This is a genomic window from Thalassospira lohafexi (assembly GCF_002844275.1).
GTDB lineage: Bacteria > Pseudomonadota > Alphaproteobacteria > Rhodospirillales > Thalassospiraceae > Thalassospira > Thalassospira lohafexi.
Map to the genome: position 1 here is coordinate 302547 of NZ_NXGX01000001.1, position 21502 is coordinate 324048.

Below are 21502 nucleotides of genomic sequence, written 5' to 3' on the forward strand. Positions count from 1 at the left end.
ATAATTCAGATCGTTAGATTGCGATGAGTTTGAGTTAAGTTTAGGTCAGTACACATACCATGATTAAAACAGCAGTGACCATACAGGCAAGGATGACGTCAACGCGATTGCCAGGGAAAATTCTGAAACCTGCGATGGGGCGTCCGTTGCTAGAGTTCATGGTTGAGAGGCTGCGTCGAATAAGTGCTTCCGACGAGATTATCTTGTGTACGACGCATAACGACACAGACGATGTTTTGGTGGAGTATGCAAAACAGTGGGGGATCCTTTGTTATAGAGGAAGCGAGAATGACGTCATGTCGCGCGTTCTTGGTGCCGCCGAGCACTACGACGTTGAAACCATCATTGAGACGACAAGCGACTGCCCACTGATAGATCCAGAAATCTGCAACCAAGTATATGAAGAATACATCTCAGAAGAGGCGGATTATTGCTCAAACGTTTATAAACGTTGCTACCCTATCGGAATGGATGTTCAGATTTTCTCAACGAAAATCTTGGCTGATGCCTTCTCTCGTACTAATGATCCAGAAGAACGCGAACATGTTAGTCTGTTCATCTATCGTCATCCTGAACTCTATGACCTTCGGTGGATTGAAGCGCCAGAGCATCAGTTTGATCCAAAACTGCGATTAACGCTTGATACACCTGAAGACTATCAGGTGATCAGTCGTATTTTCGAGAGTTTGTATCCGCATCACCCTGAATTCACACTGGATGATGTACTGAACTATCTGAGCAAAAATCAATGGCTTCGAGATATCAACAACGACGTTCAACATAAGTGGGTGAAGTATTGATATCTGTCGGAATTGTTGGTTGTGGTGAGATAGCGTTTGGTTACGGTAATCCTAACCAACCTGATTTTGGCCCGAGTATAGGATCTTTGGATCATGCCAGCGCAATTCGCGAAGTAGGAGGGTTCGACGTTGTTGCTTGCGTTGATCCATCCTCCGAGAAATTGGCACGCGCGAAAACAGTTTTTCCAATGGCAGGCCTGTATAGAACATTGCAAGATTTCAGAGATGCCAAGGTTGAAGTAGACATGTTGGTCATTTCCAGTCCAACCGAGTATCATGAAGAAGCGCTTGAACTTGCTATTTCACAAGATATCCAGGCAGTTTTCTGTGAGAAACCAATAACTGACGATCCGCAAGCAAGTACAAGACTTGTTGATAAAGCAACGGCAGAAGGCATGACCATTTCTGTTAATTTTCTGCGGCTTTGGGATGATACTATGGCTGAGCTGCGTTCTAGGATTATGTCAGGCGAATTTGGAGAACTTCAGGCCGGGACAGGTGTTTTTGTCAAAGACATTACGCACAACGGCCCCCACATGATTGCGCTCCTTTCCGACCTTCTTGGGCCCGTGGGGATTAATGAAGGGGTCACCTGTGCGTTTGCCCGATTGAATGGCGAAGGAAACCACGGAGCTTGTGCTAGCCTTTCAGTTGCTGGCGCCAACGTTATTTTGCACAAACTTGACCACGAGCTGTACAATTTCTTTGAGATTGAATTGCATTTTGAAAAGGTGGTGCTGCGCCTAGAGGACGGCTGCAGGCGAATTGTATTAAGAAAACCCGTTCCTCATCCCGAATATACCAAGCTCCTCTATCCGGAGGATATATCAGTGTTCAACGGCAATCAGAGAATGGCTCTTGCAAATGCTTGGCGTGAATGGCGGGCATTTTTTGAACATGGAACTCTGATGCGACGTGACATAAATTGGATGCTGAGTCAGGAAATGATTTGCCATCAAATTAAAGCGATGATGGTTGAGAAGAATGGTGATGATGCTTTAACCAAAGGAATTTCTTGAATGTCCAAGCTCGCGATTAAAGGCGGAAATCCAGTACGAACCAATCTTTTTCCCTCATACAACGTCATCGGTGATGGCGAGATTTCAGCAGTTACCGACGTTATGAAGAGCGGGATTTTGTCGCGTTATCTGGGGGCTTGGCACAAAGATTTCTTCGGGGGGCCAAAGGTTCAAGAATTTGAAGCCAATTGGTCGAAGCTTTTTGACAGCAAATATTCGATTTCCATGAACTCGGCGACGAGCGGTTTGTATGCAGCTTGTGCTGCCGCGGGGTTTAGCCCAGGGGATGAGGTGATTGTTTCACCTTATACAATGTCTGCCTCCGCGATGGCCCCGGTTGTATGTGGTGCGAACCCGGTATTTGCAGATGTTGATCCGGAAACTTTCTGTATATCAGCTGATACAATCGAAGCTCGGCTGACAGATAGAACAAAAGGCATCATAGTTGTTCATATCTTCGGTGGCCCGGCCAATATGGAACCTATCATGAAGCTTGCCAAGTCTCGTGGTCTTGTTGTGATCGAGGATTGTGCTCAATCCCCTATGGGTGAATACAAAGGCAAAAAACTTGGTACTTTGGGAGACATCGGAATATTCAGCCTAAATTATCACAAACACATCCATACAGGAGAGGGGGCCGTTGTCGTTACTCAGGACGACCGCTTTGCTGATCGTTTGATGCTGATCCGGAACCATGCAGAAGCAGTTGTCGACGCCAAGTCAAAAGATCAAAACATAGAATACAACGGAGATTTGGTTGGGTTTAACTATCGTTTAGGCGAAATTGAAGCCGCTATTGGCAATAGCTTGATACAAAAGATCGACGATCTGATATGCAGTCGTATTGAGAATGTACAATATCTAGAGAGTAAGATTTCTGGTTCAGATTGCCTTTCCTTCCTCAAGGTGGATTCAGATAACCGCCATTGCTACTATGTGCATCCAATTACATATACTTCTGAAGTATCAGGTGTCCACAGAAACACTTTTGTCGCTGCAATACGCGCGGAACTAGCTCCCTGTCGTCTTAGAGAAGCAGAGGGTGTTTTGTGCAGTGGTGGATATGTTCGGCCCCTCTATATGCAGTCATTTTATCAGAAACGTACGCATCCCGTTTTTAAAAATGCATCTCAAGTGGCGACTGAAAGCTATCAACCAGGTAGTGCGCCAAACTGCGAGAAAGCGTTTAGAGAGAGCCTAATCATCCACGAACTTATGAGGCCGGGCTTCTCCAAAGACGATTTGGACGATGTGGTTTTCGCGTTTGAGAAGGTCATAGAAAATATTGACGACCTCTATGGGGATTAAAAATCCGATGAACGCCGGTAAGGGCCCTATTCTAATGGCGTGTCGAGATCCTGGTTCGGCTAACATGCTTGTCGGATTGCATTGGTTATTGCACAAAAGCCAGAATGGGACCCTGCGGGAAAAATTCTTGCAAATCTTGAATGTTGACCAGAATGCCAGACTGCGAATAAATGCTTGGGGACCTGCCGTCAATGTATGGGAGCATTATGGCGGGGCGCCCCATGATGTCGGTGAGGCCGAAGCAGATCAGGACCAAGAGTTTGCTTGGGCTTGTAAGTTGGTCGCAGTTTGCGCGCCAACCGTTCTAGTGACTGGACTAGATGATGTGGACGCGATCCGTACGCGTGCATTGTGGATGGCTGCAACGCAACAAGGTGTGCGGGTTGTCATTTTGGCAGATAACGATACTTATTTGTTAGAAAGATGTTTTGACCTTGATCGCCGTCGATTTGAGCCAGACATAATTGTGGTCTCCAATGAACGAGTGCGCGAGGGGTTCGAACTCGAAAACTTCCCCATGAAAAATGTTCATGTGTTGCCTAATTTGGCTCATGAGCGGATAAAAGCCGATGGAGAGGGTTTTAATGATCTTCGATCTGAGTGGGGTGCAACAACCGATCAAACATTGGTTCTGTTTGTTTCGCTAGTTGGCGCGGAAATGATTGAGAAGGGTAGAAAACCGCCGTTTGATGAGACTCAAATGCTGTATGATTTGCTCGCGTCGCTTGAAAAAAAACGCCTTTCTCTTCCAGCCGGACCTCATGTGTCGAAGCCGTTTTTGGTTGTTAGGCCGCACCCGAGAGAGAATATTTCCAAATTTGAATGGATGAAATCTGCCGAGTTTACGTTCCCGGTCATCGTTAGCAGTCAAGGGAGTCCCAAAGATGCAATCTATTCTTCAGACTGGGTCGTTGGCAGAAAAAGTGGCGTAGTTGATGAAGCAATATTGCGAGAGGCCCAAGTATACCTCCTGGCCGATTAGGCTTGGATGCCTTGTCTGATAGAAGTGGACTCAGCATTGCGACTATCATAGAACACCCAATAATTAACAGGCCAATTCTTCAGGGTACCTTTTGCATGACCTATGAGCTTAGAAAATTTGATAAAGATATTCCCTGCCTAGACAACCAAACTGTCTTGATTACTGGTGGTACGGGGTCGTTCGGAACACGTTTTGTGAAAGAACTGCTGGATCGTTTTAGCTTGAGAAGACTCATTGTGTTTTCACGCGATGAGCTGAAGCAATATGAAATGGCGCGGGTCTTTCCTAATAGCACCTATCCATGCATGAGGTACTTTATCGGTGACGTAAGGGACTGTGAGCGCTTGCGCATGGCTATGCGGGGGGTCGACATCGTAATCCACGCAGCAGCGATGAAGCATGTCACTGCCGCAGAGTACAATCCGTTTGAGTGCATACATACGAATGTCATTGGTGCGGAGAACGTCGTCAAGGCAAGTATAGATGCTGGGGTCAAGCAAGTGATTGCTCTCTCTACCGACAAGGCCGCAAGCCCTGCGAACCTTTACGGTGCGAGCAAGCTTGCATCAGATAAGATATTTGTGGCTGCAAACAACCTTGCAGGAGAAAGCGGCCCTATTTTTAGTGTGGTACGTTACGGCAATGTTGTCGGTTCAAGAGGTAGTGTTGTTCCACTCTTCAAAAGTTTGATTGAGAACAATGCCAAGACTTTGCCTATTACTCATCCTGAGATGACACGGTTCTGGATCACGCTTGAGCAAGGCGTGAATTTTGTTCTGTCCTGTTTAGGGCAAATGAACGGTGGGGAAATATTTGTTCCGAAAATCGCAAGTATGAAGATGGTCGACCTAGCAAAGGCTCTTGCTCCTGAAATGCCGATCAGCATTATAGGAATTAGGCCTGGAGAGAAACTGCATGAAGTTATGGTAACTGAAGACGATGCCCGGCATACAGTTGAAAGCGACGACCGTTATGCGGTTCTTCCTGACATGGATATGTGGCGTGAAAGTTCTGCTTCTGGCTTGCCTGAAGGGTATCGAAAAGTGGGCGACGACTTCAATTATTCAAGCGATAGCAATACGGAATGGCTAGATCCCAAAGGTTTGATGAGTATGATCGGTTAACAAACTCGAACCATCATGGTCGCTTTTGGGCGGAAATACGCTGTCATTGTTGGGGTTTCGAATAAACGCAGGGCAATAACATGTTAAGGCTGGCGAAAGACTTTATTCACGATTTCCTTGAAAACCGCAGCTTCGATAAATACGGGACTGCAATTGGTTGGCAAAATGCTGCTGTGTATGATGAGTACCATCAGAAATGCAAGGCAGCTTACCAACATTCGAGCTCGCCAGAATGGTCAGAGCTTGCATTGGAGTTCCGTGACAAAGGTATAGTATCAATCCAGAACGATGAGACGATTGCAGTAGGCAAAGTCATCATGCAGGCGCTGGAGAAGTACCGTGAAGTGACAGAAAAATGGAGCAGCGGTAGTACGGCCAACATTGAAAACTACAACGGAAACATTTTGTTGGATTTTCCAGAGTTGCGCCCCTTGTTCGAAGGCCCCCTAAAGCACGCTCTGGAGGCTATCTACAGCAGCCACTATAAATTGCTGTATGCGGTGATGATGTATAGTCACCGACAGCAAGAAAGTGCGGTCGCTTCCCAGCTTTGGCATAGCGATGCTGGGCCTGGATCATGCATCAATGTGATGTTTTTGCCTCATGGTGTAACGAAAGAGAGCGGTGCACTTCAAGCTGTACACTGGGGACACACCAAAACTTTACTTCGTGGCGCGAGAAAATATCAACGCGAACATGTTAGAAAACCTGGTGGCGTTACTGAACCTGCTGCGATTCGCCGTCTGAAGTGTGAGTATTACGAAAAACGAATTGCTGCTGACTTTAAAGGTGAAGTTTCGCAGCCGGAAGGTGAAGGCGGGATGCTTGTACTTTTCCGGAACAATTGCATACATCGCGGCGGATATCCGGCTGCTGGGCACGAAAGATATGCGTATATTTTCCATATGTATCCCAGCATCACGAGCCCAGATATCGAAGATTATTTCAATGTAGGTCGTCCCAAAAAGGTTCCTTATCCAAAAGATCCAGCTTTCTGAAGTTATTTTGAGTGCTAGGTGCTGATTGACGGATCGCTTGATCAGAAATCAATACATGCCAGTATGGCGATAATACTTATTCAAGGGAGATCGGCATTGTTCCGCCGTCAGAGTTTTTTACGTCAATTCGCTTCTGCTTTGTATCGTGCCTTGCGGCACCCCGCGAAGAGCCCTTCAGACCACAGATTGTTTGCGCGGCTGATGATGAAGCCCCGCATTTTTGGCATCTACGGTTTAATTGTGCAGTCATGTGACCGGCAGAGAATCAAAAGCACTCCGCTACCAGATGCTAGCGATCAGTCTGCTGCAGCTCGTGCCATACGGCATAACGTCACGCAGATTTTGAATAAGTTTGTTACGACATCACGGCGTGTTGAACCGATTTATCAAATTGCAACAACGCCATGGCGCGATTTAAAGGATGAAAAACTTCTGATCATTGGTTGTCGGAACGTCCTTGAATTACATCAAGCGAATTTTGCAGGGTTCCGCTGGAACAATATTTCTGGACTTGATCTGTTTTCCATTAACCCGAAGATCATGTCGATGAATATGGAAGACATGAACGGAATTAATGACGCTTCATTTGACGTCGTGACGATGGTCAACACTCTTGAATACAGCCTTAAACCAACACAAGTGTTCGATGAGGTAAATAGAATACTTCGTCCGGGGGGGCGGTTTGTTTTTACTTATGGAAGGCATATGGAAGAAAAGGCTGTTGTTTCTCCTGCGTCGGGTGAAGAGTTTGTCGATGAACCTCATTACTATCCAGCTGCTAAGCACGTGAAGTACTTGCATGATATCGGAATGAAACTATTTTGGCATGACGAGATTTCCAAGGAAAATTCAGTTGGCCTGATGCAGGCAAATCATCGCCTTGGCTTTATAAAACAGGCCGCCTTACTCGATCCTCCGTTTTGATCAACAATAGCCAATGTCACTTATTGTCCGATTGTGTGACATTGGCGATCATTTCAGCCACAAGGGAATAGCCTGCATCGTTGAAGTGGGAGCCCGGATACCAGTAAAATGCTTCTGGGCCTCCAAGTTCAAATTGTCTCGTTTTCACATCGATGATGTTGATTCCCGCTGCCTGCGCTAGATCGGTAACTATGTTATGCATCCAACTGTCTTCGGCAGGCGCGGATGGGTCAAAAAGGTCGCAGCTTGTATCCCATGCAGGCAGGTAAACCACATGCAATTGACCACCCCAAGAAGAAACTTCACGGTCTGCTTCAACGAAAATGTCGTTCAGAAGCGAGAAGTTTTGATTTGTTTTGGGGCATGACACGAGGCCTAAAGCTGTCCTCAGACGTATCAGTTTGAGAGTATCCTTGGCCGAGAAAGAAGGTGTCTTCATGTCTAACTCCGACTCCTTCAATTGATCAAATTGCTCTGCGATAAATACACGAAGAGCTTGGTCTATCTGTGACTGTTTTGAGGCAAGCTTGTTGGAGAAACCGGGTTTTAGGTATGCAAGAAGTTTGCTGTTCTGTTCTTCAATGATCATGTTCGTGTGCATGTCATTGCCTTCATAGAAAAACCAGAACACGTGCTTCGGCGTCTTTGCTGCAACATACTCTTTTAGCAGAGCGAGTTGAATAAGTGGACCTGTGCCACCGACCCCGAAACTTTGTGTGGGAATACTTTTATTGTTCAGCTGAGCCTGTGCGGAAGATTCAGGTTGCACACACGCGCCTTGGGCAAATGAATCTCCCAGAAGCGCTACATCAAGTGGTTCATCTTCAGTAGGATAGTATGAAGTATTATTAAAGCCAAAGTTGTCACTTTGGAAGACTAGCCACTTCCCACTTTCATTGCAGTAAACCGACTTGCTGTTGGCTACATTTGTCAGGGGCAGGGTTGGTGTCCCGTCAATAGAGATACCGTCAGGCAGGCCATTCAGCAAAAAGGTGGTCGGGCTGAAAGTTGGCCAAGCATCCAAACCGTCTTTTCGTAAATCATCAATAACCTGTGATGTAGTTCTTTCGTCAAACTGTCTACCTGCTTGCGCGGCATGACTTGATATATTAGCCGATCTAGCTTGGATTTTATTGTAAGGATCTGTTTGTGAATAAAGAAACAACTCAAATCCAATTAGGAAAATACCCATTGTGACAAGCGTGATCGCTGAATAATCCCTGAGCCGCTTTATAAGGCATCCGAGAGCCGATATAGCTAGCAATATGATGGGAAATCCCAAATAAATTGAAATGTATTTAGGGCTTACAAGATATGTCTCACTTGAGACGCACAGAAAGACCACGGCTGCCAAGGAAAGCAGCAGGCCGGAAAGATTAATTATGAAGTACATACTTATACCAACTAAGGTCAGAAAGCTTGAACGGTGTGATTATTGCGCTGCAACTGTGGCCTGTTTTTCCTCGACAAGCTCAGGGTTGCGCAAAAGGCGTTTCAGGTTTACCCGTGTCAGTAGGCGGGTCAACCCGGTAAGCTCCGTACCATACGTGTTCAAATACCACTGAGCCATCTGCTTTTGCTTTTCGTCTTGAACAAATCGGACAGTTCGGCGCGGGCCCGGGGCGGTGATGGACCCAAACTGGTTGTTTTCGATAACCTGTTCGAAGTCATAATGGAAATCATGTGCCGGCGTTGCCGCAGCTCCATCAAGTACATCAATGGCGTAGTTGGTGCACCAAACCATTAGCTCATCGATGAACTGTTTCTGAGGGCTGTTCAAGGAACCTAGCTTGTCGGACAAAAGGGTCTCGACGGCGTCGCCCATAATCATGCCAATTTCTTTGAAAGCTTGAATTATGGCCATCGATTTATGACGATAAAGAACGTTGTTACCGACTTCACCATCAATATACTTCTGAACGTCCGTTGGTGAATTAAGAGCTTCAGCTAGATTGTCCTGATTCTCCCACAGTTCAGAGCGGGTCTCAGCTCGGAAGCTATCAATGATGGTTTTTAGCTTCGCGGGAATGGTCGATTGACGATTGTATATATGTTCAATGACTTCGAACATTCCAACGCTATTGTCATTCAATAGTTTCCGGGCAAGCGCAAAGTATCCGTCGTTGTTAATAAGCACGATTAAGAGGCTGTACACGCGGCATTCAACATATTCGTCAAACGACATGGTGTTGGTTTCTACAACGACTTCTTCAATTTCGCCTTCAGCAAAGCTGTTACCAGCGATGTCAAAAATACCAAAACAGCGTGGAATAGCACGATACTTTGTAACAAGGCCAAATTTTTCACGGGTTTCTGTGTCGTCTAGCTCTGAGCCAGGCAGCAGCATCAAGGTATATACTTCTACCTTGGTAAAGCCGGCATCAAGTAATCGTGAAACCGTGTTCTTGAACTTTTCAACTGTATCGCCTGGAAGCCCGAGAATGACTTCACTGTAGGTCAAGGCACCTGCTTTTCCGCCTTCAATTGCAACTTGCATAATATCGTCAGCAGAGACGTTCTTACGCTTAATGTTGGCCAGGACGTCTCCATCCAGCGACTGAACCGAGCCGGAAAGGCGCATGGCACCCCGCAATCGTCTTGCAGCCTCAATGATTCGGTGCTTTTGGTTTTTGCCCGTGGCGACACTTACATGTTGTGGCCAGTTGTACTGGTCTTGGCATTTAGCGATTTCATCACAAATCTCCAAGTCGCCATTATACATCCCGAAATTCGAATCCGCGATAAACAGGTCAGCTCGTTTTCCCTCGGCCACACGCGGCGCCATTTGCCTCCCGATGTAGTCAAGCTCGGCAAATATGCGCTCGTGCCCTTTGTTGCGAACTTTGTTGTAGTAGAGGGTGCCTTCTACACAAAAAGTACAAGAAAACGGACATCCTCGGTTTGTTTGAATGATAGGCATAAAGCCATCATCAATGAACTCGTCCATATCGCCATTCAGGTACGGAGATGGAATTTCGTCAAGGTCTTTGAGCCTTGCACTTGGCGGGGCGAGATAAAATTTCCCGGTCTCTCTGTCAAGCCAGTGCACTGATTCAATCAGTTCAGTCGGACGGTTGTCTGGATCTTCAAGCAGATGTCCGATTAGGCTTGCAAAACCGACTTCACCTTCTTTGATGATGAAATAATCCATTTCATCATGTTCGCGCAGATATTGTTCCTGTTCGGAGCGAGGAAGTGGATAATGTGGCCCGCCATAGACAATCTTAACTTCCGGGTGCTGAGACTTGATGCGCCGTGCAAAGGCCCATGAAAGGCGCGCGTTCCAAGAATAGTTCGAAAAACCAATCAGGTCTGGTTTTCTGTCGTCAAACGCCTTAGAAAACTTTTCCGGTTGTTTGAAGACATGACATTCGATGGCCTCGCCGTGCATTTTCTTTGCGTAGGTCGCAATTCCTCCTATCGCCGATGGGGCAATTTCAGACTGAAGGCCTTGTTGCGTGTACGTAAAATCGACAATGAAAATCACAAAAGGATGCTTCATGCTTTGATTAGCCCCAATTTGGTGTCGTCAAATAGTTGATTGTTTATGCAACCTAGCGGTTTATACCAGTTAACATAAAGAATTGTTAGAGGACTTTGGCTTTTTTATCAGTTTAAGATGAGTTTCGTTATACAGGTTAAATGTGCCAAATGATCTGTTGAGTTTCGATGATAATTTAATCGTAGCCGATACATCGTCATAGCAATGATTTTCGCGATGTGAATTGTTCGTTGTACTGCTGTGTGGTGCATCATTGAGTGTTGAGATGAAGACTATTAAAGACTATCGCAAAAATAATTTTGTAAATAGTTGGCGGCTCGGTGTTGGTTTAATGACACCAAGAGAGCGGAAGTTGATGTTTGCGCTTTTCTTTGTTGTGCTGGCCGCGGGCTGTCTCGAGATGATTGCTGTGTACTCAATTGCTCCTTTTTTTAAATTTATCCTCTCTGGTGGGGATATGGGGAGCATGCCAGAAATCCTCGATAGATTATTAAAGAATGTTGATCAAGAGCTGCTGATTTGGATTTATGCGGGCATACCCGCAGTACTTCTTTTATTTTCTTTTCTCTCAAGCGTACTTATGTCTTGGCTCGTTCTAAAATTTGGTATTGGGCGTTGGCAAAGAATTTCCAGGCACATTGTCTATCTTATTCAAAATGTAGATGTTGGTTGGCATTCTAAAGTAAATGCAAGCGAAGTCGTGAGGGTATGTTTTCAAGACACCCAGTATTTTGCTAGGGATTTCGTTATTTTTACGATGACTTCATTGTCAGATATTGTTGTTATTTTATTTCTTGTGTTTATTTTGTGTTTCACTATTCCATGGCAGGGGATCGTCTTTTTCGCCGTGATCGGTAGCGCTATTATTTCTATTGTTTTTATCTCACGACCTAGACTGACTTCTTACGCAGAAATCAGTCGTGAAAAAGCAAACGAAATGAATGTCAAATATGGTGAGTTGCTGCGGGGATACAAAGATATTCGCTATTCTCTTGAGCCGAAATGGTTTGATCAAAGTATTGATTTGACTGTCTTGACGGCAAGTCGCACCCATATGAAGCTCAATCTGTGGGCAAAAGTGCCTCCACAGTTTATTAACTTTCTGAGCCAGTTCAGTCTGTTGATGATTGTGCTCATCATGTACGGGGCAGGAATGCCTTTGGCTGAAATTGCAGCGAATGTTGCCATTCTTGGGATTGTCGCCTCTCGAGCGCTGCCTGTCGCAAACCGGCTTGCGGTTAACCTTGGCAAATACTGGCAAGTTCACCCATTCTTGCTTGGTTTAGCTGAGCTTCAGGATGATTTGACCAATTACCAAATCAAAAATTCTGGTATAGAAGGGGTCTCTTGTCGGGAAATGGCTTGGCAAAAGGTTTCTTTGGAATTGGAGCGTCTCTCAATCGGTGGGACGGACCGGGCTAGTTTACGGAACATTAGTATAGAGCTGGAAAAAGGTGGGCTCTATGGTTTGGTTGGTCCCTCAGGCGGTGGAAAGACTTCATTAATAGATGTTTTGATGGGGTTGAGTAACGCTTCGCCAGACACGGTGTGGCTTGATAAGAGGCCGCTTTCTGAGCTTAATACCTCTAGTTATCGAGAATGCATCTCATATGTGCCGCAATCTCCTTTTCTGGTGGATGGGAGCATTTTGCAGAACGTTGCGTTTGGGGTTCGCTACAAGGATATCGATCTCAATCTCGTAAACGATTGCCTTTGCAAGGCAGGTTTATCCTCTCTCGTGGCGAGTTTACCGGACGGCGTGCAGACAAGTGTCGGTGATTATGGTGGTCGTTTTTCCGGAGGTCAGCGCCAACGAATTGCGATTGCGCGTGCCTTGTATAAAAAACCAAAAATGCTGCTGTTGGACGAAGCGACGAGTGCTTTAGACGGGCAAATGGAAAATACGATGCGTGCCTTGTTTGAGGGACTGTCAAGAGACATGATCGTTCTGATGATTTCCCATCGGTACGGTGTTTTAGAGAACGCAAAAAAGATTTTTGTTTTGGATCATGGTGAAGTGGTTGAGCAGGGAACTTACTCTCAGCTTCTAACAAAACAGGGCGTCTTTTCTGGACTTATCTCAGTTCGAAGCGAGACTCTCTGAAGCCACAGGATAAAATTGAATGAAGAAAACATTTAAGATTGCTCACCGTGTCGTTGGCGGTGACGCGCCATGTTTGTTCATTGCAGAAGCAGGTGTCGCGCATTTTGGTGACATGGGTATGGCCCGTGATCTCGTTGATCTGGCGGCAGAGGGCAATTCCGATGTCTTCAAGATTCAGATCTTTGATGTCGATACTTTGTTGTCCGCCGAAGCTGAAGAATGGAAGGACAGGCTGCGTCCGAGAAATCTAACCCTAGATCAGGTCTTTGAACTCAAGGAGTTCGTTGAGTCAAAGGGTATGCTTTTCATGGCGACTGCACACGATCAATCAAGATTGTCTTGGTTAGAAGAACTAGACCTGCCTGCCATTAAGGTTGGATCGGGAGAGCTTGGCAATCACTGGTTTCTCAAGAAATTGGCCAAGCTTGGAAAACCAATGATCGTTTCCACAGGGATGTATACCGAGCAGGATGTTGTTGAGCTTCTTGAAGCACTTGAGAGCACTGGAAACGATGAACTGGCATTGCTTCATTGTGTGACAAGTTACCCAACCCCAGCAGGCGACGTTAACATCGCCGCGATGGATAGTCTCGCAAGGGTTTTTAGTGGACCTGTCGGCTATTCCGACCATACCGAAGATCACTTGGCGGTTCTCGGAGCTGTAGCGCGCGGCGCTAAGATAATTGAAAAACACATAACCATTCTAAGAGACATTCCGAATGCGCAGGATTGGAAGGTTTCGGCTGGACCGGAGGACCTCGCTCAACTGGTCGATGACATTCGAAAAATGGAAATAATGATCGGGTCGGGCGTTAAGAAGCCTGCCGAATGCGAGGCTGGCGGTATGTCTTGGGCACTCAAATCGGTTGTTGCCGTCAGGCAGCTTCCCGCAGGCCACGTTTTGGCAGAAGCTGATATTACGACGAAGCGGCCGGCAGGTGGTATCCCGGCAGACCAAATGGAAAAACTTCTCGGTCGCGTTACGTCTCGCTGTTTCGCAAAAGATGAAAAAATAGACCTGACGGGTATTGAGTAGGTGCCTCAGATGCAACGAAAGATATGTTTTATCCTCACCACCAGAGGAAACTATGGCAAGACCCGTTCTATTCTACTGGCGTTGAAGCAGAAAACTAATGTGGAATTACAGATTGTTCTGGGTGGAGAGCTTTTGAATGCTGAATATGGTGGCGTCGGACAACAGATTATTGATGACGGTTTCTCAATAGCAGGAACTTTGGACTATATTGTCGGCCAGAAATCGCTAGAAAGTGTGGCATTGTCGGCTGCGAAAGCGTCAATGCTTGCCGCGGAACTTTTCGAGAAATTGAAACCGGAATTGGTTTTTCTCGTAGCGGACCGATATGAGATACTAGCCTTCGCTCAGTCGGCGTTGTGCCTGAATATTCCGATTGCTCATCTCGAAGGAGGAGAGATATCGGGGTCAATCGATGAAAGAATTCGGCACGCTGTTTCCAAGCTATCTCACTTACACTTTCCTGCAAATACAGATGCGGCAGAACGGTTAGTTAAAATGGGGGAAGACCCCGAGACCATTTACGCATTTGGAACGCCAAGTCTGGACGTAATACGCGAATATGATTTAAACGATTCCGATGCGGTCCGCCGTTATCTGGCTACGCATGCCGTTGGAACCACTCCGGACTTGAAAAGCCGCTTTATTGTTGTGTCACACCATCCTGTGGTGACTGAGTATGGCGATGCAGCTTCTCAGTATGAAATGTTGGTTGACGCGGTTCGGCAGGTGGGGCTGCCCACCGTTTGGGTTAAGCCCAACGACGATGCGGGCGCTGCTGAGTTGAATGAGCACTTAGATATTTTGATAAAATCAAATGCGTTTCCTGTGATTGCGACAGGTGGGTTGCCTCTTAACCTTTATGCAACGCTCTTGAATATGGCAGTGTGTTTGGTGGGGAATTCTTCCTCGGGAATTAGGGAGGCGTCTTGGTTGGGGGTTCCGGTCGTGAATATTGGCACGCGTCAATTCAATCGCCAACGGGGCGCAAATGTTCTTGATGTCGGTTTTGAACTTGAAACGCTCATAGCGGCGATCGCTGAGCAGGCCGAGAAGGGCAAGTTGAAACCCGACGAACTCTATGGAAATGGCTTTGCCGGTGAAAGCATCGCAAATGTTCTTGTTGGCAACTTACCCCCATTAAACAAAACTATTGTATATTGATAGCGCGGAGTTGGTATGTCTTGTCTGGCGATAATCCCTGCAAGAGGCGGATCTAAGGGGGTTCCTGGGAAGAACAAACTTCCCATCGGAGGAGTGCCCTTGATTCAGCGTGCAATTAGGGCGTGCCTTGATAGTGGCGTGGTGGATCAGATCTTCGTCTCGACTGATGATGCTGAGATCGCAGAATTAGCATTTGATATGGGAGTCAAAGTTCGCAATTTGCGCCCCAAGGAGCTTTCTGACGATCATGCAGACATTATACCCGTAATACAGCATGCTCTCGCAGAGGCAGAACAGGAAACAGGACGCAATTTTGAACGTTTGCTGTTCACGGACCCAACAACTCCGTTTCGAACAGCTGATACAATCAGGCGTGCTGTTCACCAGTTTGAAACAGGCAGCTATGGTTCGATCATTTCTGTCTGTCCTCTGGAGAGGAAACCAAACAACATCTTTACAAAAAGAAAAGACGGAACCCTGGATCGCTTGTTAAAGGGGGAGGGGTATGAGTTTATACGCCGTCAAGATATGCGGAACCTGTGTCGTTTAGCCAATGCTGTATATGTGACCTCAGTGGAAAATTTTCTTGAGAATTTATCGCTTGTAAGTGGGCCAATTGGTTATGTTGAAGTTTCGAACATAGAGGCAATTACCATAGACGAAGAGTTGGATTATTTCCTTGCAGAGCAAGTAAGTCTTCGTTATGGGGGGTAGTCTGTTTTTTTGCGATTTCCCGTGTTTGATTAGAAAGGTTTTTAGGTATGCGCATTTTGGTTCTTGGTGGTGATGGCTACCTGGGGTGGCCGACAGCGATGCACTTCTCTCAGCGAGGGGATGAGGTTTGCATCGTCGACAACTTTGCCAAGCGTCAATGGGAGATGGAAGAGGGCATCGAGCCACTCTGGAGCGTATCTACTCTACACCGCCGGGTGAAAACATGGGAAAATGTCTCAGGCAAAAAGATTGAGGTGAAGATCGGAGATCTTTGCAATCATCGATTTGTTTATGCTGTTTTCGAAGCTTTTAAACCTGATGCGATTGTTCATTACGGGGAGCAACCGTCAGCGCCTTACTCAATGCAAAGCCGTGAAGCCGCAGTTTATACCCAGCACAACAACGTCGTTGGCAACTTGAATGTCATGTTTGCCATGCAGAAGTTTGTTCCCAACGCGCACCTCATTAAGCTCGGTACAATGGGTGAGTATGGCACGCCTAACATTGATATTGAAGAAGGTTGGCTTGAGATAGAGCATAAAGGTCGTAAGGACCGTGTGCTCTATCCAAAGAAGCCGGGAAGCTATTATCACCTTTCAAAAGTACATGATTCTGCAAATCTTGAATTTGCTTGTCGTATTTGGGGTATGAAAGCTACCGACTTGAACCAAGGGGTCGTTTATGGCGTGGACACAGATCAGACCGTTCTGCACGATGATTTGAGAACATCTTTCCATTATGACGATATCTTCGGAACGGTTCTTAACCGCTTCTTATCACAGGCAGCCGTTGGCCGTAATCTGACTGTCTATGGAAATGGTACACAAACACGCGGTTTCCTGAACATCAAGGACACGATCGCTTGTGTTGCTTTGGCAGCTGATAATTCGCCTGAGCAGGGTGAATTTAGAATTTTCAACCAGTTTACTGAACAGTTCTCTGTTCTTGATTTGGCAACAAAGGTTCAGGCATCAGCGCTACGCGCAGGCTTGGACTGTAAGGTGGATTATTTGGCCAATCCACGTGTCGAACAAGAAAACCATTATTATAATGCGGTTCATACTGGACTGGTCGAACTCGGACTGCAGCCGACGCTGCTGACAGATGACGTCGTAGACGCTATGTTAGCAAACGTTTGCGCACAGAAAGACGCAGTAGACACCGATGTCTTCATTCCTCGGGTGAAGTGGAAGCAAAGCTAAGCCTAGCTGAAGCTGTTTCCAGGGTCATCTTGATGAAACGCAAAAAAATACTGATCTTCGTGGATCTTGACATGTTAGTACGCCACTTTATCAAAAGTGGCGTACTAAACGATTTGGAAGAAGACTTTGACGTCAAGTATGTCTTTCATCGTGATTCTTCGTCGGAAAAAAAATCTGTATACACAGATCCTTCTGTTCTGGGATTGAAGGACTGGTGTTGGTTCGATTTGCCTCGCACACGAGGCGGCAGTTGGGATCACTTATACACACCTGGCACCCTGTGGAATCTCCGGAAATCAGACTACTTTAAAGACCGGCTCGAACTGGCGTATTTGACACGTCAACCAAAATGGGTTGATAGATACAACTTCCTCGTGAAGTCGAAATTGTATCCGCTTTATAGTCTTGTCTTTAAAGCGTGCATGGGCGTTTACAAGCCCATGATTGACTTTCTTGACGAAGAAAAGCCTGACTTGATTATTCATCCCACCATTTTGCAAGGTATGTTCATTAATGACCTTCTTTTGGCGGCGCGACAAAAAGCAATCCCTTCTTTGCTGCTGATGAATAGTTGGGACAATCCATCTCAAAAGGCGGCTGTAACAGGGTTTCCTGATAAGCTGGCGGTTTGGGGACGCCAAACATATAATCATGCGCGTGATTATATGGGTATACCTGAAGATCGGCTGGAAATACTGGGCGCAGCGCAGTTTGACGTTTATCGGGATCCTGTTCAGGAAGACGATCATCTTTTGCGCGAAATGTTCGGTGTTCCAAAGGGAGTGCCGATTGTCCTTTATGGCGGGACAAGCAAAAGTGTTATTGAGTCGGTGCATTTGGAGACGCTCGATAAAGCAATTGCCTCAGGGATACTCCCAGAATGTCATATTCTTTATCGTCCTCACCCATGGAGAGGTCCGCTTCTGCCAGGTGAGAAAAGCTTTTATGATCTGGGTCTATCGCACGTGTCTCTCGACCCATTCATGAAAGATTACTACGATAGTCAGGTTCTAAATCAGACAAAGTACTCTGCCTTTGATCTTGCTGATTACAAAGTCACTGCTCGTTTGATGAAATTGATTGATGCGGTTGTTTCCCCTTTGTCTACAATTCTCCTCGAAGCGGTGATGCATGAAAAACCGGTTCAGATTTTGCATCCCAAGGAAGTCGCCGGTGATATGGCAAAGCTTGTTTCAGAGCTTGGCCCTAGGTTGGTGCATTTCGTAGATTTGAAGGGTGATGGTATTCTCGTCAGTGATACAACGGATCAGATGGTTGCAGGTGTGGCAAAACTTCTAAGTATCAAAGACCGACAGGACATAAAGCAGTCACTGCGAGAGACTGCGGCGTTTTTTGTCGACATGTCCGGGCCTAGATATGGCCAAGCGCTACGTCGTCTTGCCGCAAGCATGACCTCTGAGAAAAACAAGAAGAATTAAGGTTCTGAAATGAGCAAAATCGCAGTGACGGGCGGAGCAGGGCTGATTGGCTCCTATTTGGTTGATCAGCTTGTAGATGCAGGTGAACAGGTTGTCGTCGTCGACGATTTCAGCAAGGGCAAAAAAGAAAATCTTTCTCACGTTATTGGAAGATGTGAAGTTGTTGAAGGTGATCTTGAGGATGAAGGTTTTGCCGAGAAAGCCTTGTCAGGCTTAGATACCGTCTATCACTTGGCAAGCCGGGCGTATGGGATAGGGTATTCGGTAGCCAATCATCTTGATATGCTTGAACACAATGAGCGCATTACGAACAATGTTTTAAGGGCCGTAAGGAAGAATCAGATCGGCAAGCTATTGGTGACGTCTTCTTCATGTGTTCACCGCGACGATACGTCAGATACCGTCGCTGAGCTTCCGTTATTTGACGGAGAGCCCGAGATGGTTAACTGGGGTTATGGCTGGGCGAAGAGGTTTCTTGAACAAAAGGCGCTAATGTATGCGCGGGAAACCGGTGTCAAATTAACGATTGTACGCCCGTTCAATATTTACGGTGAACGCTATAACTGGGTCGGTAGCAAGAGCCAGGCGATCCCAATGCTGGTGAAGAGGGTTCTTGACGGTAATGACCCTGTTGTTATTTGGGGTTCAGGGAATCAGCGGCGTAACTACTTGCACGCAAGGGATTGTGCAACGTTAATGAGACATTTTCTGGAAGTCGGTTATACCTCGGGACCAGTCAATATCGGTCTTCGAGAGACAATCACGATGAATGGGCTCGTCGAAGCTATTTGCCGTGCCGCGGGCGTTTCACCTGCATTGGAACATGACCTGACCAAGCCAGAAGGACGTTTTGTAAAAAGTTCTGACGAAACCCTTTTGAGGTCTTTATTGCCAGATTTCGAGCCATCCGTTTCCATTCAAGAGGGGATGGCTTTAATGGTTGGCTGGTATCGGAAAACATTCATTGAATAGGCTAAACCCTGTGTCTGGGAATTCCGAAAATAGTTTTAGGAACGTAAGTTTTCTTTTCCCCCTTTCGGGGCGAAACGCCAGAATTGAGCAAATTTCTTCTGGGCAAGCGCCTTCTGAATTTTTCTACGGCGGTCTGGCATTCGAGAGGGAGAATGGCGCACTTGGTTATGTCGATTTGCGCAAGGACCCTGTCCAGTTCGTTCAGCGTGGTTTGTTGTTCTTTGAACGTTTGCGTAATCGATGGGCAAATTTTGGGTTAAGTAAGCAAAGGGTTGTTGCTTTCTCCGAGGATATTCCGCGTGATGAGATGGTTATCTCGTTTACGGATTCCGGCAGTTTGTCAATTGGCCGCTACCGGGAGAGTTTGTCGGGAAACCCTGTTCTGATCGGCGGCTTCCATGGTTTGTGTGATATCGCAGCAGAAGTCAGTCCTTGGGCGCGTGGTTGGGCAAAACGAGAAATTCGTAAGAGTTTGTCCGGATTGGATTATTGTTTTTTCTTTGGTGAGAAAGACAGAGAAGAAGCGATCAAGCTCTACGGTGTTGATCCGTCGCGCAGCCGTGTTTTTCCATTCGGTGTCGATTTAGCGTTTTGGCGTCCAGGTTTGGAAAGTGACAAAGGAAAAGATGATCTCATTTTCTCTGTTGGGTCAGATCCAAAGCGAGATTACCCGTGTCTAATTGGGGCCCTTGGTGATAGACATAAAGCGCGCATTATAACCCGACTGCGGATTGATCCTAGCAGCATCAGTTCGAACGTAGAGCTGGTTTCCGGTTCGCTGCATGGCTCGCAAATTACGGACCTTGTCTTACGTGATTTGTATTGGCGGTCGAAAATGGTTGTTGTTCCCGTAAGGAATGTTATCCAGCCGTCAGGGTACAGTGTCTCTCTGCAGGCCATGGCTTGCGGGAAACCCGTTATTATCTCAAGTATTGATGGCTTGTGGGATCGGAAGATTCTTAAGCATGGAGAGAATTGTATCCTTGTGCCACCGGGAGACACAGCAGCCTTACGCGATGCAATCGAGCTTTTGGACAAAGACGATATGTTGAGGAACGACTTGGGCCGAGCTGCGCGAGAAACTGCTGTCAATCACTTCGGCCTTGAGCGGATGGATAATGCATTGCTTTCAATGGTTGAAGATCTGCGGTCGGTGTACCCCAAAGAAAACAGGGCGGCCTAATGGGACTGGGTGGCAATCTTATATGGACCGGCGTGTTTGATGCTATCCATGATCAGATGGGGCAAGTCGCCATAGCATGTGATACGCCGATGATAACTGATGTTTTGTCAGGGTATTGGTATCGCCGCGGCCGAAGCTATCAAAATGATCCAATATTCCTGAGTAATCCGGATATTGGTCATGTTGATGTCGTTCCCAAGGGAAAGATTTGCCATTTATTGGATGTTGCTTTCGAAAAACTGATTTCACCAAATAGCTTACGGCGTCGTTGGGAGAGCTTCGTTACATCGCGTACAATCAGTCATTGGAAAAACGCAGGGGCGCCACTTTTTGTCCATATCGATATGCGGAACCACTCATACGCGAAAGCTCAGACTAAGAAGAAAACCTATTGGAAGTCGGGCGGCTGCGCAGCTCATGTTATTGCTAGAACCTTTGGTGTATCTGTAAAAGTTCCAAAGTGTAAATTTTTCCCAACCGACAGCGAGAACCTGAAGATTAAAAGGCTTCTCGCGGCGCATTGTGTTTCCGAGCAGTTTGTCGCAATCGAGCCGGAAACCAACAGGGACTGGTTTGGCGATCTTCGGGCGTGGAAAATTGACCGCTGGCAAGCTCTTGTTTATCAGATCAAGCTTCTATACCCAAATCTGGATATTGTTCAGCTTGGGGTCGGTGATCGCGAAGTGCTGACGGGCGTGACAGATCTCACAGGGAGGACTTCTTTCAGGGAAGCAGCATCATTGATTGCCCGTTCTCGCCTGTTTATCGGTACAGAGGGCGGCCTCATGCATTTAGCTGCTTCTATGGGGACGCCATCGGTAATACTTTGGGGGGGTATCACGCTTCCTGAGTTCGCAGGTTATCCGGATCAACACCATATTATTTGCCACTACGTAGACTGCGCTCCTTGTGGAAATTTAGGTTGGTGTGACTATGATCGTAAGTGCATGAACTCGATAGAAGTTGGCGAAGTTGTAGAAGCTGTACGCTCTGAGTTAAATTGATTTTTAAACTAGAACCTTTCGTCAGCAACC

18 protein-coding genes are annotated in these 21502 nt (G+C 46.5%); 16 read left to right on the forward strand and 2 right to left on the reverse strand.

Annotated elements, in window-relative coordinates; all coding sequences use genetic code 11:
- The first annotated feature begins 59 nt into the window (after positions 1-59).
- The 7 genes from COO92_RS01340 to COO92_RS01370 all read left to right on the forward strand — a co-directional run bounded on the left by COO92_RS01340 (position 60) and on the right by COO92_RS01370 (position 7155).
- Entirely contained in the window at positions 60-800 is a 741-nt protein-coding gene (locus tag COO92_RS01340) for a cytidylyltransferase domain-containing protein (RefSeq protein ID WP_240626275.1), read from the forward strand.
- Positions 785-1819, forward strand: a complete 1035-nt coding sequence (locus COO92_RS01345) for a Gfo/Idh/MocA family protein (protein WP_101299215.1) — start codon at positions 785-787, stop codon at positions 1817-1819. Before COO92_RS01340 ends, COO92_RS01345 begins: the two co-directional genes overlap by 16 nt.
- Positions 1820-3127: a DegT/DnrJ/EryC1/StrS family aminotransferase gene (locus COO92_RS01350; RefSeq protein WP_101299217.1), complete on the forward strand. Its 1308-nt coding sequence runs from the start codon at positions 1820-1822 to the stop codon at positions 3125-3127. It begins immediately after the preceding gene.
- Positions 3128-3134: 7 nt separating this feature from the next.
- Positions 3135-4109 (forward strand): hypothetical protein, encoded by a 975-nt coding sequence (locus COO92_RS01355; protein WP_133125024.1) that lies wholly within the window; start codon positions 3135-3137, stop codon positions 4107-4109.
- Positions 4110-4204: 95 nt separating this feature from the next.
- A complete protein-coding gene (gene pseB / locus COO92_RS01360) occupies positions 4205-5233 on the forward strand; it encodes a UDP-N-acetylglucosamine 4,6-dehydratase (inverting) (protein ID WP_101299222.1) in 1029 nt (342 codons plus the stop codon).
- A gap of 80 nt (positions 5234-5313) precedes the next feature.
- Positions 5314-6231, forward strand: coding sequence for a hypothetical protein (locus COO92_RS01365; RefSeq protein ID WP_101299224.1), 918 nt, complete (start codon positions 5314-5316; stop codon positions 6229-6231).
- A gap of 96 nt (positions 6232-6327) precedes the next feature.
- On the forward strand, positions 6328-7155 hold the full coding sequence (locus COO92_RS01370) for a methyltransferase domain-containing protein (protein ID WP_165792249.1): 828 nt from the start codon (positions 6328-6330) through the stop codon (positions 7153-7155).
- A gap of 16 nt (positions 7156-7171) precedes the next feature.
- On the opposite strand, the gene COO92_RS01375 is transcribed toward COO92_RS01370, so the two are convergent.
- Both COO92_RS01375 and COO92_RS01380 read right to left on the reverse strand, forming a co-directional pair.
- A complete protein-coding gene (locus COO92_RS01375; RefSeq protein ID WP_101299228.1) occupies positions 7172-8548 on the reverse strand; it encodes a hypothetical protein in 1377 nt (458 codons plus the stop codon).
- A gap of 39 nt (positions 8549-8587) precedes the next feature.
- Entirely contained in the window at positions 8588-10657 is a 2070-nt protein-coding gene (locus tag COO92_RS01380; protein ID WP_101299231.1) for a B12-binding domain-containing radical SAM protein, read from the reverse strand.
- A gap of 265 nt (positions 10658-10922) precedes the next feature.
- Between COO92_RS01380 and COO92_RS01385 the strand changes: the two genes are divergently transcribed.
- The 9 genes from COO92_RS01385 to COO92_RS01425 are packed head-to-tail and all read left to right on the forward strand — an operon-like array spanning position 10923 to position 21472.
- Positions 10923-12761 (forward strand): ABC transporter ATP-binding protein, encoded by a 1839-nt coding sequence (locus tag COO92_RS01385; RefSeq protein WP_101299234.1) that lies wholly within the window; start codon positions 10923-10925, stop codon positions 12759-12761.
- Between the two features lie 19 nt (positions 12762-12780).
- Positions 12781-13797 carry an N-acetylneuraminate synthase family protein gene (locus COO92_RS01390; RefSeq protein ID WP_101299237.1) on the forward strand — a complete coding sequence of 339 codons (1017 nt, stop codon included), beginning with the start codon at positions 12781-12783 and terminating at the stop codon, positions 13795-13797.
- Positions 13798-13806: 9 nt separating this feature from the next.
- On the forward strand, positions 13807-14958 hold the full coding sequence (gene neuC / locus COO92_RS01395; protein WP_133125027.1) for a UDP-N-acetylglucosamine 2-epimerase: 1152 nt from the start codon (positions 13807-13809) through the stop codon (positions 14956-14958).
- Positions 14959-14973: 15 nt separating this feature from the next.
- Positions 14974-15672 carry an acylneuraminate cytidylyltransferase family protein gene (locus COO92_RS01400; protein ID WP_022731145.1) on the forward strand — a complete coding sequence of 233 codons (699 nt, stop codon included), beginning with the start codon at positions 14974-14976 and terminating at the stop codon, positions 15670-15672.
- A 47-nt stretch (positions 15673-15719) separates the two neighbouring features.
- Positions 15720-16874, forward strand: a complete 1155-nt coding sequence (locus COO92_RS01405; RefSeq protein WP_101299242.1) for an NAD-dependent epimerase/dehydratase family protein — start codon at positions 15720-15722, stop codon at positions 16872-16874.
- Between the two features lie 32 nt (positions 16875-16906).
- Positions 16907-18313 (forward strand): hypothetical protein, encoded by a 1407-nt coding sequence (locus tag COO92_RS01410; protein ID WP_101299245.1) that lies wholly within the window; start codon positions 16907-16909, stop codon positions 18311-18313.
- Between the two features lie 9 nt (positions 18314-18322).
- Positions 18323-19285, forward strand: coding sequence for an NAD-dependent epimerase/dehydratase family protein (locus tag COO92_RS01415; protein ID WP_022731148.1), 963 nt, complete (start codon positions 18323-18325; stop codon positions 19283-19285).
- Entirely contained in the window at positions 19254-20468 is a 1215-nt protein-coding gene (locus COO92_RS01420) for a glycosyltransferase family 4 protein (RefSeq protein WP_133125028.1), read from the forward strand. Before COO92_RS01415 ends, COO92_RS01420 begins: the two co-directional genes overlap by 32 nt.
- A complete protein-coding gene (locus COO92_RS01425; protein WP_101299249.1) occupies positions 20468-21472 on the forward strand; it encodes a glycosyltransferase family 9 protein in 1005 nt (334 codons plus the stop codon). The genes COO92_RS01420 and COO92_RS01425 overlap by 1 nt, the downstream gene beginning before the upstream one ends.
- Positions 21473-21502: the final 30 nt, after the last annotated feature.